Origin of the sequence: Specibacter sp. NPDC078709 (assembly GCF_040686795.1) — a bacterium.
Classification (GTDB): Bacteria; Actinomycetota; Actinomycetes; order Actinomycetales; family Micrococcaceae; genus Specibacter.
Genome location: NZ_JBFBLU010000010.1, coordinates 1 through 23,820 on the forward strand (window position 1 = coordinate 1; position 23,820 = coordinate 23,820).

Below are 23,820 nucleotides of genomic sequence, written 5' to 3' on the forward strand. Positions count from 1 at the left end.
CAACAGCCTCGGCCTTGAACTCCGGACTGAACTTACGACGATTAGACATGAAACAGATTCTCCTAAACCCTGTCCCAAATCACCATACGGGCGCAATTCAAGAGAGGGGTCCGCGGTATCGATGTGCGGTGGTCGTGGGCGGAGGTCATAGCCCTGTATATGGCCGGGCAGGGCGATACCGAAAGCGGGTCACTCGATAGCGGGCCGGTGACCGTGCAGAAGGGGAGCGCTCAGGACGTCTGAGGCCGAGACTGCGTACGGGGACAGTGATCTCTTTCAGCGGTGAGAAGCTCATCGTGAGTGAGGAAGGGATCGTCTGGCCGTTGAGTGAGGGTTGACGGAAAAATCGTCGACGACAGAGGATCGCGATTAGCGGTTGAACCGCCATGTCCTACTTTTCTGGCGAGGCGAGACGGAAATCAATGCAAATGCGCGTGGAAGACTCTGCGAGCATTCCACCGAACTGCGGATCGGTATCCGACGTGCATGTAGCTATCGACAAGGGAACCAGAACGCGATGGACCCTTTGCCCACTGCTGGCGTACCTATGCGTCGCAGTTGCTCCGAGATGGTGTCCGGCGGTCTCGACGACGCCGGCGTGCCACTCACGCAGGGCCGAGCCGAAGGATGATCCCGCTCTTTTCGTAATGTGGTGACCGCGACAATCGCATTGGCTGGAGCGCTGGCCGAACCGGTCTCGGCCGTGATCTTTGTTGAGATTGAGGCGCAGGCATCGGCGGTGCTGGTAGACCCCGCGCGGGTGGAATGGAGTCCTGTCGTATTCGTTCTCTCGCGATCGGGTTGTGATCGTCGGCGTGGACCACGAGGCTAGCATGGTGCGGGTCTTGGATTTGGCCGAGCTACTAGGTAAGGAGAGCGGCAGGCTCGTGAGCCAGCCACCACTGCAGGTCCTGGGTGAGGGCGCTCCACTCTTGAACCGACCTAGGGGGCCTCCGTGTCAAGCAACGTCACAGCCGATCTCATCCGCGCTCTGATCGAGAACATGGACGGTGCTAGCGACGACGGGGAGTCTCTGGCAATAATCCTCGAGATTCGTGACGGCAAGTTCAGCGGTGGATGCATACACGGACGGTATTACAAGCTCCGCGAGGAGTTGCGCCCGAAGTTCGCCTGAGGCAAGTCGACATGACCTGAAAGTCGCCTCTGATTTACTATCGCGCCGGATACCGCAACTGTGGATTCCCGCAGTCAAGGTGGATTGGGGGACGGCAGCAGGTTCATTGCCCAACCATTCGAAACTGCAGCGGATGCGGTAAAAACTGGCTGGGCCTCGCATCAGTTGCAGTTTCAAATCTAGGACAAGAGATCTAACTGGCCGCGACTGTACGTCACATGGTGGTGGGGAAGTCAGTAAACGCCTGGTCGGTGCGGGAGGTGTCGGCGATCGCTTCATAGTCCGTCCTCGAGCGGTGCCAGCCAATCTGTCGTAGCAGGACGGCGGATTCCGGGCCGGTCATGGTCCGTCAAGCACGGTGCAAGGTGACGGTATAGCGCTCTTCGAGTTGGCGCTGCCCTGCGCTTCGGAGGATGGCTCGTGGCCACCACCCGTTTCTTTCCCAGCCCGCACGAGTCTGCGACATCCTGCTGAGCCTGTGATGTGGGTGGCCTAGCGAAATACGAACTCCGAGGATTTGAGCATGCGGGTGCGTTGCACATAGCTATTGGTGCCGCCTGGCCAGTTCGAGGTGATGCGCCCCGTCACTGGGTCTCGGTACCAGCTGTCGCAGCGCACCCACGCTGAGGTGGACAGTTCGCCCTGCACCGCGTCATCCCAGGCCTGCTCTGCGGATTGAGTCGCCTCGAGTGTCCTCGCGCCGGAGGTCACCATGTAGTCCACGCTCTGGCGCATGTGAGAAGCCTGCGCCTCTAGCATTCGGATGATGGAGCTGCCGCCAAGGTTCGTGTTCGGGCCGTAGGACAAAAACAGATTAGGGAATCTAGGGACGTAGATTCCTAGGTGAGCTCTGGCGCCCTGCGCCCAATGCTCGTGCAAGTCAGCGCCGTCGGGGCCGGTGATACGCAGGCCGCGCAGGAAGCCTTGCGCAGCGAACCCCGTGGCGTAGACAATGGCATCTGCGCGATGGAATCCGCCGTCGAGGGTTTCAATCCCGTTCGGCCGGATACCGGCGATGCCCTCGGTGATAAGGTCTACATTCTCCTGGCACAGCGCAGGGTAGAAGTTGTTGGAGAACAGGATGCGCCGGCAGCCGATGGGGTAGTCGGGGGTGAGCGCTGCGCGCAGGGCGGGATCGGCGACCTGGCGCCGCAAGTGGAATCGGGTCACGGCCCGGCTCACGCGAGCGGCGAACGATCCATCCGCCAGGGCTCGCGAAAATTGCTCACCAAGCCACTGGAAGAACGGGCGTTCGATCCGGGCGGCGACCGGCCGGTACCAGCGGGGGTAACGGCCATCGGGCTTGGGCCAAATGTAGTTCGGGGTGCGTTGGTAGAGCGTGACTCGTTCGGCGACGGTGGCCAGCTGTGGCACTACCTGCACAGCTGTAGCTGCTGCCCCGATCACCGCCACCCGCCGCCCAGCAAGATCGAGGTCTGCCGGCCACTGCGCCGAGTGGAACGTGGGGCCCAGGAAGCTCTCGGCCCCAGGGATCGCCGGTATGACGGGGTTGGATAGCTGGCCTACGGCGCTAACGAGCAGATCGACTTCTTCGTGTGTGCCGTCGGCGAAGGTCACGAGCCATGCCGTGCCGCTCCACTGTGCACTGCGCACCTCGGTATTCAGCTGCGTGCGGGAGGCGACTCCTTCGTGTTGTGCCACAGTGTGCAGGTACGCCAGAATGTCCGGCTGCTCGGCGTAGCGCCGCGGCCACTGCTTCGATGGGGCGAAGGAGAAGGAATAGAAGGGGGAAGGGACATCGCATGCGGCGCCAGGGTACGTATTGTCACGCCAAACACCACCCATTGCATCGGAGCGTTCCCAAAGCCGCACGTCAGAATAGCCGTGCCGCAGGAATTCGGCAGCGACTGCAATAGCGCCGAACCCGGAGCCGATGATCCCGATACGCGGCATCAGCTCACCCGCACGGCGCGCAGAACCGCCGCCGTGCTCAGCTCCAGCACCTCATCGCGAGTAAGGGTCTTTCGCTGCAACCACTCGCGACACAGTGCCTTAGTGAAAGCGGCCACCGGGCGAAGCCGCGGACGTAACCCGGCATCGTCGGGAAGCCCCAGCGCATCGAGCATGAAGCGGGCGGCACGGTCATCGGCGGCGTCGACGAGGGCCTGCACATCGTTGTCGGGGTTCCATTGTTCGGCGCCGGAGGCGTTGACCCAGCCCTGCCCGTAGCTCTGCGCACCCTCAAGGATCCACGACATGGTCAGCTTGGCCCGCTCGGGGATGGGCCGGCCATCGAGGTCGGGCAGTTGTTCAAGAGGCAGCCGTACGGACGCGGTCATGACTGCCAGAAAGAGCTCGCGCTTTGAGCCGAAGTAGTGGTGTAGCAAACCACGCGCGACTCCGGCTGCGGCAGCCAGTTCTTCCAGGGAGACATCGTCGTAGCGGCGTTCACTGTAGAGCTTGCTGGCGGCGTGAAGTATTTGTTGCCGCCGCGCATCCGGGCTCAGCCGAGTCCTCGGGGTGTGGTCCATAGCGCCAGTCTGATCGGCTATTGGCAAACTGTCAATAGTGGGATAAGTTGGCCGCATGAACGACTATGACGTCGTGGTGATCGGCTCCGGTTTCGGCGGGAGTGTCGCAGCGCTGCGCTTGAGTGAGAAGGGCTATCGCGTCGCTGTCATCGAAGCAGGCCGGTGGTTCAGTGACGATGAACTCCCGCAGACCTCGTGGCGGTTGCGTCGTTATCTCTGGCTCCCCGCCGCGCGCTGCTTCGGGATCATGCGGATGACGTTGCTGCGCAATGTTTTGATTGTCAGCGGCACGGGTGTTGGCGGCGGATCCTTGGTGTATGCGAACACGCTGTACGAGCCGCTGGATGCGTTCTACCGGGACCCGCAGTGGGCGCACATCACTGACTGGAAGTCCGAGCTTGCTTCCCACTATGACCAGGCCAAGCGGATGCTGGGTGTCACAACAGCTCGCGATACAACAGCTGCCGATGAGCTGATGCGTGAACTGGCCGAGGAATACGGTGTGAGTGAGACGCTGCACGCGGCTGACGTGGGCGTCTTCTTCGGCGACGGGCCGGGCATTGGCGCCGCTGACCCCTTCTTCGGGGGCATGGGACCTGCGCGGCACGGATGTACCGAATGTGGTGCGTGCATGACAGGCTGCCGCGTTGGTGCAAAGAACACCATCGTGAAGAACTATCTCCCACTCGCCCAGCGCGCAGGCGCCAGCATCCAAGCGCTGACTACCGTGACCGATGTGCAACCCATTTCGGGTGGACGGTATCGCGTCAGCGGGCACGCTACCGGCAACCCGCTCAAGCGGACGAGCTACACCGCGGAGCACGTGGTCTTCGCCGGCAACGCCCTGAATACCCAACGCCTCTTGCACCGGCTCAAGCAGCGCTCGCTCCCACGACTCTCGCCACGGCTGGGGGAGCTCAGCCGGACCAACTCCGAAGCGGTTTTGTCTGCTCGATCGAGTGCAGCGGATGCCGACATGACCCATGGAACGGCCATTACGTCGTCGTTCTACCCGGATCCACAGACACATGTTGAACCGGTCAGATATGGGCACGGCTCGAGCCTGCTCGCGCTCCTGAACGCACACCTTGTGGACCCTGTGGAGGGGATCCCGCGCTGGCGAGCGGCAATCCGGACCTACCGTAGGCTCGGCTGGCGTGCCGCGGTGCGTATGCATTCGGTGCCGCACTGGGCGGAGCAATCTGTCATTGTGCTGGTCATGCAGTCCCTGGATAACTCGCTGAGCACCTACCTGAAGCGCGGATTGTTTGGCCGGCGCATGACCACGCGGCAGGGTCGGGGTGAGCCTAATCCCGAGTGGATCCCCACCGCGCACCGTGTGGCCCGTGATCTGTCACAGCGCGTTGACGGGCTAGCGGGTGGCACATCGGCGGATCTGATCGGCATCCCGATGACAGCTCATTTCATTGGTGGCTGTGTCATTGGCACCTCTATTACCGAGGGTGTGATCGACCCGTACCAGCGCGTTTTTGGCTACGACGGGCTGCATATTGCCGATGGCTCCGCGGTCACGGCGAACCTTGGGGTGAACCCGTCGCTGACCATCACGGCGCAGGCTGAGCGAGCCATGTCGTTCTGGCCCAATAAGGGCGACGCAGACCCTCGTCCGCGCCTGGGTGAGGCGTATCAGCGCATCGACGCTGTTGCGCCGGCTCATCCCGTGGTACCGGAGACGGCGCCTGGCGCACTGCGCCTACCCGTGCGGCTGCCGGTGCCCACCATTCGCGGAAATTCAGTGCGCCCCAACAGCGTCCGTCCACAGTCTGCGCCACCAACCTTCGAACCCGGCACCTCATGAGAGCCGCGGTGCACGTAGGCGGTGCGGGCGAGAACATTGTGCTCCTGCATGGTCTCGGTGCCCGCTGGCAGATCTTCACGCCTATCATCGCTTCCCTCGAACAGCATCACCGCGTGCACGCGTTCGATCTCCCAGGATTCGGCGCGCAGCCTAGCGATCCATCGTTGCGTCCCGGAACAGCTGGTATTGCCGATTGGGTGAGCGCCGAGCTCCAAACGCGCGGCATCCTTTCGCCACACATTGTTGGCAGCTCCATGGGGGCGGGTATTGCGCTGGAACTGGCCCATCGTGGCATCGCCGGACGGGTTACCGCCTTCGCGCCTATTGGTTTTTGGAACGCTGCTGAGCGCCGGTGGTGCGTTGGCATCTTGAGCGTGCTGCGCACCGCGGCCCAGGCCCTGCCGCGACCGCTCGGTGCGGCGCTGCGCACTCGGGCCGGACGCGCGCTGCTGCTGTTCCCGCTGTTCGGGCGGCCCGCTCACGTCGACCCGCAGGCGGCCATTGCTGATCTCGCCGCCCTGGCGTCCTGCGATGGTTTTGGCCCTGCACGTGCCGCATTCGCCACGCAGCGCGCCGTTCCCGCGGCCGACGGCGTTCCCACCACCATCGTGTGGGGTCGCCGTGACATGGTGCTTCCCGACCGTTCCCAGTCGCTGCGAGCTCGCCGAGGCTGGGGGAGGGCTCACCATGTTCTCCTGGATGGTTGCGGTCACCTCCCATTCTCCGATGACCCGGAGCGTTGCGTTGCGCTAATCCTCGAACAGCTTCCCTCAGCCAAAGGCGCCCCTCCACTAGATAAGGACACCAGATGAAGAGCACGTTCTACACCGAAGATCATGAGGCGTTCCGGGAGAGCGTGCGCGAGTTTTTGCGCCGAGAAGTGGAACCCCACTACGAAACGTGGGAGGCAGAACACCTCATTCCTCGCGAGGTGTGGCTGCGTGCGGGAACCCATGGAATGATCGGGCTCGCTGTGCCTGAGGAATTCGGCGGCGGTGGCGAAGCTGATTACCGCTACAGATTCATCTTCGCCGAAGAGGTGGCGCGCACTGCGGTGACGTCGTTCGGCGTCGGGATCGGTCTGCAAGAGGACATCTTGATCCCGTACATGCTTGATCTGGCCAACGATGAGCAGAAAAAGCGTTGGCTCCCGGGCATGGCTGACGGGCGCATCATCGGTGCCATCGCCATGACCGAACCTGGCACAGGGAGCGATCTGCAAGGCATTCGCACCGCGGCCGTGCGGGACGGTGATGAATGGGTTCTCAATGGCGCCAAGACCTTCATCACCAGCGGCATCCATGCAGATCTGGTGATCGTCGTGGCCAAAACCGATCCGGAAGCGGGCTCCCGCGGCTTCAGCTTGTTCGTCGTTGAGACTGGAGACCCAGGCTTCTCCCGCGGGCGCAAGCTGGAGAAGATCGGGCTGAGCTCCCAGGACACCGCTGAGCTCTTCTTCACGGATGTCCGGCTGGGAGAGGACCGCCTCCTCGGGAAACTCGGTGGCGGCATGCGGTACCTGATGGAACGCTTGCCCCGCGAGCGGCTCTCCATCGCTGTGGCAGGGGTGGCCGCATCAGAGGCGGCCCTGCGGTGGACACTGGAGTACGTCCACGACCGCACCGCGTTCGGCCAAAAGATTGGCGACTTCCAAAACACCCGGTTTGTCCTTGCCGAGATCGAGACCGAGACTGACGTAACCCGGGCCTACGTGGAGAAGGCCGTCCTAGCGCTGAACGACGGCGAGCTCACCGCAGTTGAAGCGTCCAAGGCGAAGTGGTGGGCCAGCGAACTGCAGGTACGTGCCACCAGCCGCTGCCTGCAACTCTTCGGCGGCTTCGGCTACATGCTCGAATACCCCATCGCGCGCGCCTTCCGCGATTCGCGCATCCAAACCATTTACGGCGGCACCACCGAAATCATGAAGGAAATCATCGGCCGCGAACAGGCCGCCCGCTACGCCACCAAGTAAGTCCATGCCCGGCCCCACCAAGGAGTGAGAATGAACGAGAGCATTGACACCCAATTCCTACACAACCTCGCGCCCTCATTGGGGGTGATGTTGCGACGCCGTGTGGAGAGCACCCCCAATCACGAGGCCTACCGCTACCTGAGCGGTGAGAACTGGATCTCGGTGACGTGGGCCGAGGCTGCCGCGGAGGTTTACGAGGTGGCTGCGGGCCTGCTCGCCCTCGGCCTGGCGAAGGAGGACCGGGTCGCGATCGTCGCGAACACCCGTTATGACTGGCTCATGGCAGATATTGGGGTGATGTGCGCCGGTGGCGCCACCACCACTATCTATCCGACGACGTCGGCGCAGGACGCCGCGTACATCCTGGCTGACGCGGGGTGTCGGTTCGCGATCGTCGAGGATGCCGAGCAGTTCGAGAAGATCACCTCCCGTCCGGGGAGCCTTGAGAAGATCATCTCGATCGATGATGTTCCCGGCACCATGTCGCTGGCTGAGGTTCGTGGTCTTGGTCGCGAACACCTGGCCGAGGTGCCTGACGCGGTCGCCGTGGCTACCGACGCCATTGGCCACGGCGATCTTGCCACCCTCATTTACACCTCGGGTACCACCGGACGGCCTAAGGGTGTGAGGCTCACGCATCACTGCTGGGTGTACGAGGGTGAGGCGCTCAAGGCTCTGGGTTTCCTGCGAACCGACGACGTCAACTTTTTGTGGCTGCCGATGTCCCACTCTTTCGGCAAGGTCATCCTCTCTGCGCAGCTTGCTGTTGGCTTCACGACGGCGATCGACGGCCGCGTCGAGAAGATCATCGAAAACCTAGCGGTCATCAAGCCCACCTTTATGGGTGCTGCTCCGCGAATCTTCGAAAAAGCGTATGGCAAGATTCTTTCCACCCAGGCGGCTGAGGGTGGTCTCAAAGAGAAGATCTTCAACAGTGCTTTCGCAGCGGGTGCTGAGTACGAGCGCCGCAAAATAGCGGGGGAACGCATCGGCACAGGCCTGGCGTTACGCCACCGCCTCTTTGACAAGCTTGTGTTCTCCAAGGTGCGCGAACGATTCGGAGGGCGCGTGCGGTTCTTCATCTCCGGCTCAGCTCCACTGAACCGGGAAATCGCCGAATGGTTCAACTCCGCCGGCATTCTGATCATCGAGGGGTACGGGCTCACCGAAACCACGGCGGGAGCCTTTTGCGGGCGTCCCATCGACAACAAATTCGGCACAGTGGGGCGCGCATTGCCGGGTTCTGATGTTCGGATCGGTGAAGACGGTGAGATCCAACTGCGCGGGCCGCACATCATGTCCGGCTACAACAACCTCCCCAGCGAGAGCGAAGCAGCCTTCACCGAAGACGGCTGGTTGCGCACCGGTGACCAAGGCTCACTGGATTCCGAGGGTTTCCTCACCATCACGGGGCGCATCAAGGACCTCATTAAGACATCCGGCGGCAAGATCGTCGTCCCTGGTGCGGTAGAAGCCACCTTCAAAGCATTGTGCCCGTATGTCAGTCAGATTCTGGTCTTTGGTGACACCCACCCGTTCTGCGTCGCACTGATCACCTTGGACCCCGATTCCATTGCGGCATGGTGCAAAGAGAACGGGGTGAGCGCAACAAGCTATGGCGCCCGAGTGGGATCCCCGGAGGTGCACGCGCTCGTGGAAGGCTACATCGGCCAACTCAATGAGCGCCTCAATAAGTGGGAGACCATCAAACGCTGGAGCATCCTTGACACAGATCTTTCCATTGAGGGCGGAGAGCTGACACCGTCAATGAAGGTCAAACGCGGTCTCGTGGAAGCGGAACAGGCCGAAGCGATTGAGGCGATGTATGCAAGCTGACGGATGGCGCCACGATGATGATGGTCTCGCCTACCCTCCTGAGTCATGGGTGCTCCGCGGCAACTTCGCCGTAGGGGTGTTCCTCGTGCCGCTCCGCGACCTTCCAACCGAAGTGAGGACTCAGTTGCCGGTTGGGTCTCACCCATTGGCGTTGGCAGGCTGTGCGGTGGTGGGCGTGGCTGCTGTGCAATATACCCCTGGGGGAGTCCTGGCCTACGATGAGTTGCTGGTCGCGCTGCCGGTGGTTCACCGGGCTCGCCTCGCGGTGACTATCCCACAGATTTGGGTGAGCTCCCCGGCGTCGCGGGCTGGAGGGCGGGCACTGTGGGGAATCCCCAAGGAACTCATGAACGCCCATCGCCGCAGCACTGGGCGCCGGCTGCAGGCGCTCTACCGCGGTGGGGATCGCACCATCCTCGCGGAAACGAGCGTGAGCGTGCGCAGGAGTATCCCCGGCACGTGGAGCCTGCCGCTCCCTACGGTGCAGCGCGCGGGAGAAGCAGCCAGTCACCCTTCCACGTTCATCCGGTCCTCGAACTCCGTGCGGGGGAGGCTGCACCTAGCGCAGACGCAATGGACGTTCGGATCCTCGCTGTCCTGGCTCCAAGGTCGCCGCCCTGTCCTAGGTGCTGCGATAACCCAAGCCCGCATCGTTTTTGGTGCGCGTGTAGAACGCTGACCCTGACCGGGGGTGAGTAGTACCACGCTGGGCAGGAGCGAGCTGGGAAACGTTCGTGAGCGTGCACTTATGGCTGGATAGCCTGATTCTTAGCAACCAAAACTGCAAACTCATGAACGTTTTGCTCTAGCGCGGCGTGTGGGCGAGTTTCATACTTACTGCCATCTGAACGTTTTACACGGGCCGCTCTGTGGTTGCTGGGTGACTGGTGACAGGTGCATTCGCGGCTAGGAGATCGCCATGGTGAATTATTCGTGGACCTATCGTGCCTACGGCACGCGGGAAACACCTTGGGAGCGTTACGCAAAGGAATCCGGGGAACACATTATCGACGTGTTCGAGCAGGAACTCGAGGGGCGCGTAGATCCATTGGGACGGGCACTGGATCTAGGGTGTGGGCGCGGCACGTACAGCTCGGAACTGGCCCGGCTCGGTTGGGACGTTACTGGCATCGACGCAGCCCCGGAGGCGATTGCCGGGGCACAAGCCCGTGGTGATGCATCGGTGCACTATGTCTTGGGGGACGCAACGCAGCTTTCGCTTACGGAACTGGGCACCTTTGATCTGTTTGTCGACATCGGATGCTTCCAAGGCCTAGACCACCAACAGCGGCGCGACATGGGAGCGGGCATATCGGAACTCGCCAACCCCGGCGCCATGGTGCTGATGTTGGCGTTTGGGTGGACTCGTTTCCGCTCCATGATCGAAGGTGTATCTCAGGCAGAGATCACAGAAGGCTTCCCCCGCTGGGAGATGCTCAAGGTCTGGCCAGCGCCCACGGCGGGACTGGGCTGGCCCATGGACCGCACCTCCCCTCAGTGGTACCGGATGCGGTTGCGCTCGGCCGTGGTCTAAGGCCAGTGAGGCTCTAGCTCAAGGTGATCTGAATCCGGCCATCGGGAAGGACCTCGGCGCCTACCGCGGACAGGCTGTTCACCACATGGTCGGCGTCGAGCTCGGTTGCGGCGCTGGTGCCAGCCACCGCAAGCGTCACGGCACCGGCGGCACGGCCCGAGGCCAGCCCGGCCGGTGCGTCTTCCACCACGAGGCAGCGGCTAATGTCCACACCGAGCCAGCTGGCACCGAGCAAGAACGGCTCGGGGTGCGGCTTGCCGTGGCTGACGTGATCGGCGGTGACCATGCGCGCTGGCTCAGCGATGCCTGCTGCACTCATACGAGTCTGGGCCAGCCCCTGCGTGCATGATGTCACGATAGTCCAAGCCCCCTCTGGCAGCGACTCCAGTAATTCCACCGCTCCGTCCTTGCGCACCACGCCGTCGGTATCAGCCATTTCCAAAGCCTTGATCAGTTCGAACGCTTCAGCTTGCCGGTCTGCTTCAATGACCTGCTCCACGAGGGCCTGTGCAGGAACTCCGTGAGCGCCGTAGCTGAAGCTCTCCAGCCCCATGTGTTCGCCCCAACGACGCCAGGCGCGTTCTGTGGCAGGAGTGGAATCGATCAGTGTCCCGTCAAGATCAAACAGCACGGCATCTACGCTGAAGCGTCGTGGAGTGTTGTCCTCCGCGGGGGAAGTGTTATGAATCCTCATGGCACCACCTTAATCCGCGTGCCCGCGCGGGCTAACGCGGCTATGCAGGGTGAGCAGTGCCCCGGCAATGATCAAGCCTTGCCCCAGCGTGTACGTCACCATCACCAAGGGACTGGTCCAACCCGGCATCAGGTCAGCGGCGAAGAGGCGGAAGGCCAGGATGGAATCTGATGCGAGGTAGAAGACCCCACCAATCAAGATGAGCCGGTGGCACCGTGATGCTAAGGCCGCAGTGCCACCAAGAACTACTCCATAGACGGCCACCGCAACGGCCAACCCGCCAGCCTGGGGAGCTATGACAAGCAGGAGCACTATCCACCAGATGACATAGACAAGAGCCCAGTGCGAGAGCGGCCTGCGGATGAAGTGGTGCCAGAATGCTCCCATGTAGCAAAGGTGCGCCAACCCAAAGAATGCCAGCATCAGTGGCAGGGTTGGGGCGGACGGGAAGAAGCTGCCGACGCCGTCGCCCAGCCAGGAGAGCAACACCGCCGCGAGGAGTGAAACAAAGCCAGTCCGGTAAGTAGAGCCGAACACGCCCCAGAGTAGGGCGAGAGCTAACGCTGGCATGAGCAGTAGTTTGCTCGGCTGGACAGCGTCGGCGGCCCCCAAGGCCAAGATGGCAACGTGGATCAAGGAGATGACGATGTAGGGAACAAACCCCCACCACAGCGGTTTAGTGCTTACCAGCGGCCAACCGGTAAATGGAGCTCCCGATGCAGCTTGCATGATTCTCCTTGGGATGGTGTTGCTGTCCGCTCATCCTAGACTGACACCATAATGCGAAGGCAGTGACAGGGGAGTGAACCATGGATAAATACGATCTCAAGAAAGCACACAGGACGCTGTACGCACCTAGTGCTCGGGAGTTCTCACGCGTTGAGGTGCCCTCGTTCCAGTACCTTTGCGTCGAAGGCCACGGCAACCCTGGCACCGCCGTAGCGTATAGCCAAGCTCTCGAGGCCCTGTACTCCCTCTCCTACTCCCTGAAGTTCGAAAGTAAGAACACCCTGGGTCGCGACTACGTCGTGGCACCTTTGGAGGGACTCTGGTGGGCCGAGAACATGGATGCCTTCATCACCCGAGACAAAGATGCCTGGTCCTGGACCATGATGATCACCCAGCCGGACTGGATCACCGCCACAATGGTGGCCGAGGCCGCAGCTAAGGTAGGTGCGAAGAAGGAACTACCCGGCTTGAATAAACTCACGTTCGAAAGTATGTTCGAGGGATTGTGTGTGCAGATTCTGCACCACGGCTCTTATGACGACGAGGGCCCTGTCCTCAAGCGCCTCCATGAGCATTACTTGCCGGAAAACTTGCTGCAATTCAACGGCAAGCACCATGAAATCTATTTGAATGACCCGCGCCGCACAGCGCCGGAGAAGTTGAAGACCATTCTTCGCCAGCCTGTGCGGCCCCTCTAGAGCTCACGTCCTGTAGGAGTTTCAAGAAAAGGCGCCAGGCAGGACATCGCTCAGGCCGTTGGTTGGAACAGAGGGCTGCGCTCGCAGCCAGTGAGGATACCACTGGCTGCGAGGGCCCGTCCGGAGAATCGCAGCGCAGAGGCTAGCTGCTGACCTTGCTGGACTTGCTGGCGTTGCCCGAGAGCTGCTGAGCGTCCAACGCGAACAGGTCCTCGGCGCCGGCCGTTGCTGCTCCGAGGAGGCTCGCGCACTGCGGCAGTATCTGCTGGGCGTAGAAGCGTGCCAATACCAACTGATTGTTAGCCAATTCGGCATTGTCGGTCTTCGCCGCCGCGACAGCTGCCCGAGCCAGCATCCAAGCACTCGTGCACAATCCCCACATGCGCAGGTATGGTGTGGAGCCGGCCAAAGCGGCGTTCGGGTCACCTTGGCCCGTGCGGAGCATCCACTGCGTGGCAGTTTCCAGAGCGGTGAACTGGCGTTCGAGCTCTTCGCGTATTCCGTCGAAGTCAGCACCAGCCGCGGCCAGATCTGTTTCCACTTCGCGCATGGTGGCCAGGAACTCCAAGATGGAAGCGCCACCGCGGATGCCCAGCTTACGTCCCACCAGATCGGCGGCCTGAATGCCGTTGGTGCCCTCGTAAATAGCCGCGATACGGATATCTCGCACATGCTGGGCGGCGCCTGTTTCCTCGATGAAACCCATGCCTCCGTGAATTTGCAGGGCCAGTGAGGAGAGTTCATTGCCCATATCGGTGCCGAAGGATTTGCAGATCGGCGTCAGGATGCCCACGATCTCATCTGCCCTAACCCGCACGGCTGGATCTGGATCATTGGAGCTCTTGTCCACGTAGCTGGCATCCAAGAGCATCAGGTAACGCAGGGCTGCGATGCTGGCTCGCTGAGTCAGGAGCATGCGCCGAACATCCGGGAACTCAATGATGGCGGAACTGGCGCTCGTGGCACCGATGGCCCGGCCCTGCTGGCGCTGCTGGGCGTACTCCAGCGACTGCTGGTAAGCGCGTTCGGCAAGGGCCAAGCCCTGCGCGCCCACGCCGAGACGCGCCGCGTTCATCATGACAAACATGATCCGCATGCCCTTGTTCTCTTCGCCAATCAAGTACCCGGTCGCGTTTTCGTAGGACAACACGCACGTGGGAGAGGCATGGATGCCCATCTTGTGTTCCAGCGAGAGAGTCTCCACGGTGTTGCGCTCACCCAGCGACTCGTCGTCATTGACAAGATACTTGGGCACGATGAAGCAGGATATTCCCCGGGTGCCTTCGGGGGCACCCGGTCTACGGGCCAGTACCAGATGGACAATTTGTTCGGCCATGTCGTGATCGCCGTAGGTGATGAAGATCTTTTGTCCGGTGATCGCGTAGCTGCCGTCCTCGTTCTTGACCGCCCGCGTGGTCAGCGCGCCAACATCGGAGCCAGCCTGCGGTTCGGTGAGGTTCATGGTGCCGGTCCACTCGCCGCTGACCATTTTGGGTAGGTAGCGGTTTTTGAGATCCTCATCCCCGTAGTGCAGCAGTGCATCGATGGCGCCCTGCGTCAGCAGCGGGCACAGGGAGAATGCCATGTTGGCGCTAGTGAAGATCTCCTGGATGGCGAGGCCAATGGTGCGCGGAAAACCGCCGCCACCGTACTCCTCCGGAAGTGGAACTGAACCCCATCCGGCGTCGACGTACTGCTGGTAGGCCCCCTTGAAGCCATCCGGTGTGACCACGGTGCCATCAGCTTGGAGTTTGGATCCTTGGAGATCCCCTTGCCGATTGAGGGGTGCCACCACCTGGGCCATAAACTCGCCGCACTGTTCAAGAAGCTCGACGGCGGTGTCCAGATCGGCGTGTTCGTAACCTGGGAGTTGGGCGATGTCTTGGTAGCCCACAACGTGCTCGAGGGCGAAGGCGATGTCTGCGATGGGAGGCTGGTATTGGCTCATAATCGTCAGCGTACCGTGGGATGGTCCGTTTGTGGTGGAAATTTGTTACTAACCAGTATTGTTGCGTGAATCACAGGCGCAAAGGTGCTCACAGGCAGATGCGGACCGTGTGACATGCCGCTCACTGGACCTTATCGATGCAAGCCTTCTAATCCGCGACAGGTAGTGTTCTTAGTAGCCAAGGCGCTCTTCTCAGAGTTAGCGGCGGTTAGGCCCGTACGAGTATCTCGCCGATGCTCTGCGGGTCGTCCTATTTTAAGGATGGGAACCTCATGTTTCCGGGGGTAGTGGCCTGGCTTCTACTTCGAAACAGCAGATGCTGCGCTGAACCTGTTCGAGACTGCAGTAGACGCGACAAATTTTCGATTTTCCTCGCATCATCTGCGTTTTCAAATCCAGTCCACAACCACATTACGGCCGCTAACCCCTAACTCTGCTGCCCGGTGGGTTGTAGCGATACAATCACAAGCGAAGCATGCACAGGGTCGACCCTGCTAGAGCCGCCAGGCCCAGCGGGCCCGCGGCCACGGCCCGCACTCAGGGGAAAGCTACCCATGGTCTCGCAGGAATCCTTGAAACACGCCTTGCCACCGCGCGTCCACTGGCCCATTGTGGGCCGGGAAGAGGATGCTGCGTTGCTGCTCCAGCGATTGAGTTCCGGTAGCGGGGGAGTAGTGGTCATGGGCTCGCCTGGAATAGGAAAGTCCACGGTGGCTGCGGCCGCCCTAGCTCAAATCCGAGACAACAACCAGAGCAACCAGCACGTGCTGCTCCTGCCCACGCCCCAAGAACAGGCTGGGGGGCTCAGCTACGTGGAGCAATGGTTAGGGGTCACCACGGCTGTGGCCGCCACCATTGATGCGGTGGCCGATCAGATCCTGGCACGGCTGCTCCCGGACCCTGCGGTGCCAGACCCAGTACCGGTCCTCATCCTTGCGCTCGATGACTTACACCTCGTGGATAACTTCAGCGCCGGGGTGCTGGCCCGGCTCGTCACCGATGGCCGGATCCAGTTGGTAGGCACCTCGCGTGAGGAGCCCGGTTTGCCGCCAGCACTGAATTCGTTGTGGCGCGGCGGTCGGATCGACAGGGTAGATCTGGTGCCGTTGAGCTACGAGTCCATCCGTTTGATTCTGCGTGCAGCGTTGCCCGGTCCGGCTTCCAATGACATGGCCTACCGGCTCTGGCAGGCCACTGCCGGCAACCCGCTGCATGTGCGCGAGCTGTTGTATTCCATTGTTGAGGCAGGGGATGTGAGCTACGCCGAACACGCTTGGGTTTGGACGGCGCCCCTGCGCACCAATCGCAGGCTCGTAGACTTGCTCGCCTCCGATATCACCACTTTGAGTGGAGCTGAACGCGACGTAGTGGATTTGGTGTCGCTGGCGGAAAGCGTCCCGTTGAGCCTGCTCGCCCCGACCGCCACGGACGCGGTGCTGAGCTCCTTGGTGGATCGTGGATTGATTGTTCTCGCCACCGGTCACGGCGAGCCGACGGTACGCATTGGCCACCCGCTCTACGCGGAAACCTTGCGTTCACTGCTGTATCCACGCCGGAAACGGGAGCTTTTTGGTCTGCTTCCCGAACCGAGTCCAGAGCAGCACTCTCCCCAAGAACTGTGCCGGTGGGTCGACTGGGCACTGGAATGCGGCCTCATGCCCAGCCCCCAGGTGCTGTTGGCGGCTGGGACGGTCCGGGAACGCTTCTCGCAGCCAGAGCGTGCGGCTGCCCTTGCGGCGCTGGCCCTGAATCACGAGCAGCTCCCGCCGCCGGAACGGGTCACTGCCCTGTTATTGAGTGCCAGAGCAAACCGCGACGCCGGACGCTCAGAAAGTGCCGAAGCTGACCTGGTGTTACTACGAACCTTGGCGGAGCAAGGAACTGCCTTACCGGACGCCGTCACAGTGGCCAGTGCCAGGATTCACGCTGATCTGTGCCAGCGGCACTTTGGTGACCTTGACGGGGCCTTGGCGATCTTGGCTCAGGCGGCCCAGGAAGTTGAGCCGGGAGGGGTCGCCGCGACGGAACTTGCCATAGAGCAGTTGGGACTTTTGGGATTTGGTGGACGGCATGCTGAGGTACTGGCCGGTTACGGCCCACAGCTGGCCGCGGCCAACCACCCCGCCAACGTGAGCCTAGCGCCGTCGTACATCTATGCCCTGGCCCAAGCCGGACGGCCACTGGAGGCGCTGGAACTAGCTGAAACCAACATCAAATTGGTGGGGGGCGAGCATGCCGACTTTCCGCTGCTGCGCGCAAGACTCATGGCTGCACGGTTTTGGTCAGCGGTGTGGGCTGGTCGGCCAGATTTGGCAGTGACCTTGCCTGAGTATGTGGAAGATGGCATCCAGCGGCACGACTCGGCGCTCTATCAGGCCGGTGCCGGGTACGTCTATTTACTATTTGGGGTGTGGGAGCAGGCCGTGGCTGATTTGCGTGGCGCGCTCTCGCGCATGGGGTTGTTGGCTCCGACGGGTCTGGAAGCGATGGTGTGGTCCGGGTTGGCGCAAGCTCATGCCATGCGTGGGGAGCGGGCGGAGGCTCTTCACGCCTGTCAGCAGTTTGAGGAATTGCTTCCTGCCATGGACCGCAGCGTCGAAGTTGATAGCCGGTACCGTGTCCTCTTGGCGAAGCTCGCCCTGGGCCTGGAGGGCCTGGAGCAAGGCATCAGCGGGTACATTGCGTTGGCCCAGAGTCAGGGGCTGCTGCTCGGAGTTCTACTGGGGCGCCACCTCCAAGTGGTGACGGCCGCACCGGGTCTGCGCGGATCGTTGTTAGCTGCTCTGGCGGAGTCGGCGGAGCAGGTGCAGGGGCAGCTTTCTGCGGCCCTGTTGGCCCATGGGCAGGCATTGAACGACGGCGACGCCGGCGCAGTCAGTGCCGCTGCCGCCGGGTTGGCGCAGGTGGGTATCTGGTTGCCGGCGCCTGCGAAAGTGTTGGCGCTGACGCCCCGCCAGCAAGAGATTGCAGCCATGGTGGCTGCGGGCATGACCAGCAAGTCCATCGGCGAGAAGCTGAACATTTCTGTGCGCACAGTGGACACGCATTTGGGGCGCATTTTTGCTCGTGCTGGTGTCAACACTCGGGCGCAGCTGACACAGGTACTGACGGCAACCTTTGAGTGAAGGGCCATAACGTTTCGGTCACTTCCGTCTGGGTTCTGGCGCCGCGGCAGTAGGCCGGAAGTGGTTCGAGGGCAACAGAAAAGGACTCGTTTTGACTCGCGCTCCGCGTAAAACTCAGGGAGAGAATGGAGAAATGTGGTGGCGATCCCTGCCTTGGTGTTACGTCCTGGGCGTGGTCCCGACGATCTTGAAGAGCTAACAAATGTGTGGCGGGACTCTGTTGAAGCAACCCACCACTATCTCTCGTTGGAGGCGATCGAGCGACTCGAGCCGGATGTTCGCGATGAGTACCTACCACGTTTGCGGATCCATGTGGCCGAGCGAAATGGTTGCACGTTGGGGTTCATCGGTATGGACAGCCAGCACGTGGCAATGTTGTATGTGGCCGATGAGGCGCGCTCAACTGGAGTTGGCGGAGCCCTTTTGGACTGGGCCAAGGAGCAGTCCCCGCTTTTGAGTGTTGACGTCAACGAGCAAAATCCGAGAGCGGCGGTCTTCTACGCTAAACGAGGTTTCACACCGGTGAGCCGTTTGGAACGCGAGGCCTATGGAAAGCCTCAACCGCTCTTGCGCATGCTCTGGGAAAGTCCGTCTCCGGCTCTGGCGCGCTCCGGCTCTGGCGTCTCCGGCTCTGGCGTCTCCGGCGTCAGCTAGCGGGACTACTTGCTAGAGAAGTGAGCCGCAGTAAAGCCCCAGCGCGGCGGTGCCCACACTCGACACCAGCGTGCCGAGCAGATTCAAAAATGATGCGGCAAAGCGGCGTTCCTTTAGCAACCTGATGGTGTCGTAACTGGTGGTGCTGAAGGTGGTGTAGCCGCCGAGGAACCCCGCGCTTAGCAGTAGCATCCACGCGGGTGCTGCCAGCACCCCGTTCAGCCCAGCTGTCAGCAGACCCAAGGCAAAGGAACCGCTGACGTTAATGGCAAACGTCACCCATGGAAAGCTCTTGCGCATCCGATTGAGGATGGCGCTGTCAATAGCGAAACGGGTTGCGGCTCCCAACCCTCCACAGGCGGCCACGGCCCAAAAGAGGAAAACGTTCATGGCAGGCTTCCGGTTTGCATCTGGGATCCACTCGCGCGGCCGGCACCCGCTGCCAAGCCCAACCACGACGCTACGGTACCTGCGGTGACGATGCCCAACCCCCACAAAACGGCCACCCATGGATCTACGGTGCCGGCCATCAAGACCAACCCCACCGCAAAAGTGCTGTAAGTGGTGAAGCCACCGCAGAAGCCAATGCCCAACAGCAGTCTCAATGTCTGCCCCAGCCGGGTGCTGTGGTGCACCAGACGGCGGTGAGCTAAGGCTCCATACAGCAGTCCCAAAAGGAACGCACCTGCAATGTTGGCGAGCATCACCGCCCAAGGGAGGGATGCGTCGTCGGACGTTCCGTTCAATGGGGCCAAAGCTAAGCCCAGAGTTTCACGGCTGGCAACACCAAAGGTGCCGCCCAAGGCTACGAGGACCATGCTGCGGGGGTTCATTTAGGCCATCGGCTGCGTAGGGTCTTCGGTAGACGGTGCGGGAATCGACGGTGTGGGCCCGGAACTAGCTGCGGGCTCTGACGACGGTGCTGGCGTTTTGGGGGCGTTCCGACGTGCCCGTGCAGCAGCCTTTTCGGCTTCCTTGGCCTCTTCGCTAGCGGCGCGTTCCCGGGATTGCTGGTCCTTCTTAACGAGCTTTTCGGCGGCTTTGAGTTCACGGAGCTTCTTGCTGCGACGCAGCCACATCCTTCCCAAGACGATCAAGGCCACTGCGCACACCACGCCCACCAACATGAAGGCCTGGCTCCACGTACCAAACCAGTTGGCACTGTTGGCCCAGATATTGCGGGCGTCCGCGGCTGAACCAGAATTGCCGTAGATGACGCCCAGGGTCAGCAGGTTCGGGATCAGCAGGACCACGCCCAGGGCCAGCAGGAAGATCCGCACCCACTTGTTCAGTTTCCTGCGGTGCGCTTGCCAGGCGATCAGGACCGGGACAAAAGTAAACACGAACCCATAGAACATGCCCAGCGGGATGCTGTTGCCCAACTGGCCGCCTATCTGGTCCCTGATGGAGGTGGCCCACATCAAGGGCACCGTCACCGAGCCAATCAGATAACCAACAACTAGAACGACGGCGGTCACGGCACCAATGACGGTGCGCGAAAGCCAGGTGGGCATCTTTGCCTTGGCTCCTGCCACCGTTCCGGTGGTCTCGGGGCCGCCGTTGGTAGGGGGTGTCACAGATTCAGTCATAGTTGAATCATGTCAGATTTGCTGTCGATTTTTCGTAGCCATGGGCAGGAAAGTCAAGCAATATTGCTAGAATGTACCTTCGACTCGTCTTCGACTTGTCAAGAACGGTTACACACTAAAGACTGGTTGTGGTCAAAGGGCTAAAACAGCTGGCGGCCGTGTTCTACTTTGTTCTACATTAAACTTCACTTTCCTCGCATGGCAGCGATGAACCTTGAAAGGTGCGCCCAATGAGCAGCATTCCCGCAGACCTGTCCTACACGGCCGAGCACGAATGGGTTTCAGCCCCCTCCGCTGAAGGCGTGGTGCGCGTTGGCATCACCGATTTTGCGCAGGATGCACTGGGCGATGTTGTGTACGTGCAGATGCCAGAAGCCGGCACTGACGTCACCGCAGACACCGTTGTCGGTGAGGTCGAATCAACCAAGAGCGTCAGCGACATTTACGCACCGCTGACCGGATCAGTCTCGGCCCGCAACGAGGACCTAGACGCGGATCCGGCGCTCATTAACTCCGATCCCTACGGTGCCGGATGGCTGTTTGAAATCACCCTGAGCGATGCTTCCTCTTTCGGGACCCTGCTCAGTGCAGCGGACTACCAAGAAAAGGTAGGCTCGTAACTAGGAAACTTTGTACCGGGTCAGCTTCATCATTACGGGGCTGAAACCGGTAAATCAGGGCTTTCCCAGCAACAGCTCGTACGTTGTTAACACTTTGGGAGTTCACATGAGCTCTCAGCAACTTTTTTCAAGGAGGAGTACCAATGGTTGACAGAGGTAACAACGCCGGGGTGAACGATCAGGCGGGCCTCCAGGATCAGCCCGGTGCACCAGATACCACTTCGATTCAGCTCCCTCCCGTTCAGGCGGGTCCTACCACGGTGCCAGTCTTAGCGGCCGATGAACAAAATGCGGTGAACTCCTTGCCCGCCGGTTCGGCGCTGCTCATTGCTCACGTCGGCCCGAACGCAGGCGCCCGGTTCCTGTTGGATAGCCAGGTCACCACGGCTGGACGGCATCCTGACGCTGACATCTTCTTGGACGATGTCACAGTCTCGCGCCGCCACGTGAACTTCATTAAGTTCGACGGCGGTTTTGAAGTTGTCGATTCCGGCAGCCTCAACGGGACCTACGTCAACGGGGACAGAGTAGATGCAGTTCGTCTGCGCACCGGCAACGAGGTGCAGATTGGCAAGTTCCGGCTGACGTACTACTTCAGTTCGAACACGGGTTCCGCCGATACCGCATCGGATTCCTAAGGGCACCATGGGAAGCCTGAATTCAGGTGCCGGGCGCCGGTTGGTGGACGTAGCGTCCACCAGCCGGCGTACCGGTGCCGCAGCTGTCTTGAACATCGGTGAAGTGCTGGCTTTGCTGTGCACTGATTTTCCCTCCGTGACAGCATCGAAGATTCGCTTTTATGAAGAAAAAGGCCTCATCACCCCGCAACGCACGCCGGCCGGGTACCGCCAATTCCGGGAGTCCGACGTCGAGCGTCTCAGGTTTGTCCTGGGGCTCCAACGCGACCATTATCTACCACTGAAGGTTATTCGCGAGTATCTGGAAGCTATTGACCAGGGACTGACACCGCAGAACCTGCCACCCGGTGTTTCTGTGGCTCCGCGCATGGTCTCGGATGAGTTGGCGCGTGAACTTAAGAGCAAGTCTCGCCGGCTAACCGCCGAGCAATTGCGCGTCGAGTCGGGGGCCAGTGCTGAACTTCTCGAGACCATGCTCAGTTACGGTCTGCTGGAACAACGCGGCGGCACCTTTGATGACCACGCCGTTCGGATCGCCCAAGCCTGCACAGCCCTAGCCGCGCACGGGCTTGAGCCCAGGCATCTGCGTCCCTTCCAAGCGGCGGCAGAACGCGAGTTCGGGCTTGTGGAACGGGTGGTGGCTCCGCTGTCTTCCCGCAAGGACAGCACCTCAGCCGTGCGTGCAGCCGAGGCGGCACGTGAAGTTGCCGAACTCTGCCTGAACTTGCACAGCTCCTTGGTGCAGGCCCGGATTGCTGAGATGGAAACGCCATGATTGAGGTGGAAATTGTGGGCGTGCGGATCGAGATGCCTTCCAATCAGCCGCTGGTGTTGCTGCGTGAACGCACTGGCTCGCGGCACATTCCCATCTGGATCGGAGCTGCAGAAGCAACCGCCATCGCGTTGGCCGAGCAGGGAGTGGTTCCGCCACGGCCACTGACCCACGATCTTTTGTGTGGGGTGGTGCTGGCCTTGGAGCACAGCATTGTGCGGGTGAACCTGACCAAGGTCGAAGACGGTGTTTTTCACGGTGAATTGGTTCTGGACAATGGCACTGTCGTGGGTTCGCGGGCCTCAGATGCCATCGCCATCGCCCAGCGGGCACAGTGCTCCATCTGGGCTGCCGAAAGCCTGATAGCTGAAGCTGGTGTTGAAATTACCGATCACGACGGCGACGGCGAAGAGACAGACAGCGCCGCTGATGAGGAAGCCAAGGAACGTGAGGTTCGTCAATTCCGAGAATTCCTCAACGACGTTGAACCTGAGGATTTTGAGAAGTAATCCCCGAGTTTCAGGGCTTTTCCGGCGTGCCCTAAGGTTCAGGTTGAGGTCGAAACTTTCGACACGCTGAAATAGTTCTCTCGAGATCTTTGACCTTGCTCTCAGGTGGCTCTAACGTCAAGGTAATGAGTTCCCCATTGCAAGCCGTGGCTGGTACGGGCAGACTTGAGGTTAGGGCCCTGAGCGCCTGTGCCTTAGGTGCTGTGTGACCGCGGGCTTGCAGCCAACCATCCAGGGGACTGTGAAACAGGAGGATCCACGTGAGTGCCACCAGTGACGCCGGCGGGCTGACCGCAGCCACTGCCCCCAGCGCTGCCTTAAGTGCAGGGTCACAGGGTTTGCTCTTCACCGAAGATCTGCCCGTTCTAGACCAGGATGCCGGCTACCGTGGACCTACTGCCTGTAAGGCGGCGGGGATCACCTACCGTCAACTGGACTACTGGGCTCGCACGGGTTTGGTGGAGCCGGCCGTTCGCGGTGCCGCAGGCTCCGGATCCCAGCGTCTCTACGGATTCCGGGACATCTTGGTCCTGAAAGTTGTCAAGCGTCTCCTGGATACGGGAGTTTCCCTGCAGCAGATCCGCACGGCCGTGGAGCACCTGCGCGAACGTGGTGTGGAAGACCTCGCCCAGATTACGTTGATGAGTGACGGTGCCTCTGTGTACGAGTGCACCTCCGCGGATGAGGTCATTGATCTGGTCCAGGGCGGACAGGGCGTCTTCGGTATTGCTGTAGGCCGTGTGTGGCGCGAAGTAGAAGGCAGCTTGGCGGCCCTTCCCAGCGAACACGCTGCTGTGCAGTCCTACCCTGACGACGAACTCGGCAAGCGCCGGGCAGCGCGCAAAATTTCCTAGTTTTCCCCGTCTCGCCGCGATTGCATGGCGCGTTATGGCCCCTTGTTGAAACGTATTTGTTGAAACTTGTGGGCCATTGTTGAAAAATGCCATGGTTTGACGTAAATGCCACAGTTTGAACTGTGGCATTTACGTCAAACCCTGGCATTTCTTGTTGTAGCGGGTTGGGGTGGCTGTAGCGGGTGTAGCGGGTTGGGGTGGG

At 61.2% G+C, this 23,820-nt stretch carries 24 protein-coding genes; 15 read left to right on the plus strand and 9 right to left on the minus strand.

Going from position 1 to position 23,820, the window contains the following annotated elements; genetic code table 11:
• Positions 1-955: 955 nt before the first annotated feature.
• Positions 956-1,135, plus strand: coding sequence for a hypothetical protein (locus AB0P14_RS15765; protein WP_363844316.1), 180 nt, complete (start codon positions 956-958; stop codon positions 1,133-1,135).
• A gap of 214 nt (positions 1,136-1,349) precedes the next feature.
• On the opposite strand, the gene AB0P14_RS15770 is transcribed toward AB0P14_RS15765, so the two are convergent.
• The 3 genes from AB0P14_RS15770 to AB0P14_RS15780 form a co-directional block, all read right to left on the minus strand.
• A complete protein-coding gene (locus tag AB0P14_RS15770; RefSeq protein WP_363844319.1) occupies positions 1,350-1,478 on the minus strand; it encodes a hypothetical protein in 129 nt (42 codons plus the stop codon).
• Between the two features lie 149 nt (positions 1,479-1,627).
• Positions 1,628-3,049, minus strand: coding sequence for an NAD(P)/FAD-dependent oxidoreductase (locus tag AB0P14_RS15775; RefSeq protein ID WP_363844322.1), 1,422 nt, complete (start codon positions 3,047-3,049; stop codon positions 1,628-1,630).
• Positions 3,049-3,627: a helix-turn-helix domain-containing protein gene (locus AB0P14_RS15780; protein ID WP_363844325.1), complete on the minus strand. Its 579-nt coding sequence runs from the start codon at positions 3,625-3,627 to the stop codon at positions 3,049-3,051. The genes AB0P14_RS15775 and AB0P14_RS15780 overlap by 1 nt, the downstream gene beginning before the upstream one ends.
• 55 nt (positions 3,628-3,682) lie before the next feature.
• Here AB0P14_RS15780 and AB0P14_RS15785 point away from each other — a divergent pair, with 55 nt between their 5' ends.
• The 6 genes from AB0P14_RS15785 (at position 3,683) to AB0P14_RS15810 (ending at position 10,788) form a co-directional block, all read left to right on the plus strand.
• The gene (locus tag AB0P14_RS15785; protein WP_363844328.1) at positions 3,683-5,446 is read left to right on the plus strand and encodes a GMC family oxidoreductase; all 1,764 of its coding nucleotides are present in this window, start codon (positions 3,683-3,685) and stop codon (positions 5,444-5,446) included.
• The gene (locus tag AB0P14_RS15790; RefSeq protein ID WP_363844331.1) at positions 5,443-6,258 is read left to right on the plus strand and encodes an alpha/beta hydrolase; all 816 of its coding nucleotides are present in this window, start codon (positions 5,443-5,445) and stop codon (positions 6,256-6,258) included. The genes AB0P14_RS15785 and AB0P14_RS15790 overlap by 4 nt, the downstream gene beginning before the upstream one ends.
• A complete protein-coding gene (locus AB0P14_RS15795) occupies positions 6,255-7,418 on the plus strand; it encodes an acyl-CoA dehydrogenase family protein (protein WP_363844334.1) in 1,164 nt (387 codons plus the stop codon). The genes AB0P14_RS15790 and AB0P14_RS15795 overlap by 4 nt, the downstream gene beginning before the upstream one ends.
• A gap of 30 nt (positions 7,419-7,448) precedes the next feature.
• Positions 7,449-9,254: an AMP-binding protein gene (locus tag AB0P14_RS15800; protein ID WP_363844337.1), complete on the plus strand. Its 1,806-nt coding sequence runs from the start codon at positions 7,449-7,451 to the stop codon at positions 9,252-9,254.
• Positions 9,244-9,933 (plus strand): acetoacetate decarboxylase family protein, encoded by a 690-nt coding sequence (locus tag AB0P14_RS15805; RefSeq protein ID WP_363844340.1) that lies wholly within the window; start codon positions 9,244-9,246, stop codon positions 9,931-9,933. Before AB0P14_RS15800 ends, AB0P14_RS15805 begins: the two co-directional genes overlap by 11 nt.
• A gap of 240 nt (positions 9,934-10,173) precedes the next feature.
• Positions 10,174-10,788: a class I SAM-dependent methyltransferase gene (locus AB0P14_RS15810; protein ID WP_363844343.1), complete on the plus strand. Its 615-nt coding sequence runs from the start codon at positions 10,174-10,176 to the stop codon at positions 10,786-10,788.
• A gap of 13 nt (positions 10,789-10,801) precedes the next feature.
• Here AB0P14_RS15810 and AB0P14_RS15815 read toward each other — a convergent pair whose 3' ends face one another.
• Both AB0P14_RS15815 and AB0P14_RS15820 read right to left on the minus strand, forming a co-directional pair.
• Positions 10,802-11,482, minus strand: a complete 681-nt coding sequence (locus tag AB0P14_RS15815; protein ID WP_363844346.1) for an HAD-IA family hydrolase — start codon at positions 11,480-11,482, stop codon at positions 10,802-10,804.
• A 9-nt stretch (positions 11,483-11,491) separates the two neighbouring features.
• Positions 11,492-12,211 carry a lysoplasmalogenase family protein gene (locus tag AB0P14_RS15820; RefSeq protein ID WP_363844349.1) on the minus strand — a complete coding sequence of 240 codons (720 nt, stop codon included), beginning with the start codon at positions 12,209-12,211 and terminating at the stop codon, positions 11,492-11,494.
• Positions 12,212-12,291: 80 nt separating this feature from the next.
• On the opposite strand from AB0P14_RS15820, the gene AB0P14_RS15825 reads away from it, so the two are divergent.
• Positions 12,292-12,909 (plus strand): GyrI-like domain-containing protein, encoded by a 618-nt coding sequence (locus AB0P14_RS15825; protein WP_363844352.1) that lies wholly within the window; start codon positions 12,292-12,294, stop codon positions 12,907-12,909.
• A gap of 142 nt (positions 12,910-13,051) precedes the next feature.
• On the opposite strand, the gene AB0P14_RS15830 is transcribed toward AB0P14_RS15825, so the two are convergent.
• Positions 13,052-14,857, minus strand: coding sequence for an acyl-CoA dehydrogenase (locus AB0P14_RS15830; RefSeq protein WP_363844355.1), 1,806 nt, complete (start codon positions 14,855-14,857; stop codon positions 13,052-13,054).
• Between the two features lie 554 nt (positions 14,858-15,411).
• Between AB0P14_RS15830 and AB0P14_RS15835 the strand changes: the two genes are divergently transcribed.
• A complete protein-coding gene (locus AB0P14_RS15835) occupies positions 15,412-17,982 on the plus strand; it encodes a LuxR C-terminal-related transcriptional regulator (protein WP_363844358.1) in 2,571 nt (856 codons plus the stop codon).
• Positions 17,983-18,120: 138 nt separating this feature from the next.
• A complete protein-coding gene (locus AB0P14_RS15840; protein WP_363844361.1) occupies positions 18,121-18,636 on the plus strand; it encodes a GNAT family N-acetyltransferase in 516 nt (171 codons plus the stop codon).
• Positions 18,637-18,648: 12 nt separating this feature from the next.
• Here the strand turns inward: AB0P14_RS15840 and crcB are convergent, their stop codons facing one another.
• Genes crcB through AB0P14_RS15855 form a run of 3 tightly spaced genes read right to left on the minus strand, consistent with a single transcriptional unit; the run spans position 18,649 to position 20,225 of the window.
• A complete protein-coding gene (gene crcB / locus AB0P14_RS15845; protein WP_363844364.1) occupies positions 18,649-19,026 on the minus strand; it encodes a fluoride efflux transporter CrcB in 378 nt (125 codons plus the stop codon).
• A complete protein-coding gene (locus AB0P14_RS15850) occupies positions 19,023-19,469 on the minus strand; it encodes a CrcB family protein (protein WP_363844366.1) in 447 nt (148 codons plus the stop codon). The genes crcB and AB0P14_RS15850 overlap by 4 nt, the downstream gene beginning before the upstream one ends.
• A complete protein-coding gene (locus tag AB0P14_RS15855; RefSeq protein ID WP_363844369.1) occupies positions 19,470-20,225 on the minus strand; it encodes a hypothetical protein in 756 nt (251 codons plus the stop codon). It abuts the gene before it with no gap.
• Between the two features lie 230 nt (positions 20,226-20,455).
• Between AB0P14_RS15855 and gcvH the strand changes: the two genes are divergently transcribed.
• The 5 genes from gcvH (at position 20,456) to AB0P14_RS15880 (ending at position 23,618) form a co-directional block, all read left to right on the plus strand.
• Positions 20,456-20,845, plus strand: a complete 390-nt coding sequence (gene gcvH / locus AB0P14_RS15860; protein WP_363844372.1) for a glycine cleavage system protein GcvH — start codon at positions 20,456-20,458, stop codon at positions 20,843-20,845.
• 143 nt (positions 20,846-20,988) lie between these two features.
• On the plus strand, positions 20,989-21,483 hold the full coding sequence (locus AB0P14_RS15865) for an FHA domain-containing protein (protein ID WP_363844375.1): 495 nt from the start codon (positions 20,989-20,991) through the stop codon (positions 21,481-21,483).
• Between the two features lie 7 nt (positions 21,484-21,490).
• Positions 21,491-22,258 (plus strand): MerR family transcriptional regulator, encoded by a 768-nt coding sequence (locus tag AB0P14_RS15870; protein ID WP_363844378.1) that lies wholly within the window; start codon positions 21,491-21,493, stop codon positions 22,256-22,258.
• Entirely contained in the window at positions 22,255-22,764 is a 510-nt protein-coding gene (locus tag AB0P14_RS15875) for a bifunctional nuclease family protein (RefSeq protein ID WP_363844381.1), read from the plus strand. The genes AB0P14_RS15870 and AB0P14_RS15875 overlap by 4 nt, the downstream gene beginning before the upstream one ends.
• A 287-nt stretch (positions 22,765-23,051) precedes the next feature.
• Positions 23,052-23,618 carry a MerR family transcriptional regulator gene (locus AB0P14_RS15880; RefSeq protein ID WP_363844532.1) on the plus strand — a complete coding sequence of 189 codons (567 nt, stop codon included), beginning with the start codon at positions 23,052-23,054 and terminating at the stop codon, positions 23,616-23,618.
• Positions 23,619-23,820: the final 202 nt, after the last annotated feature.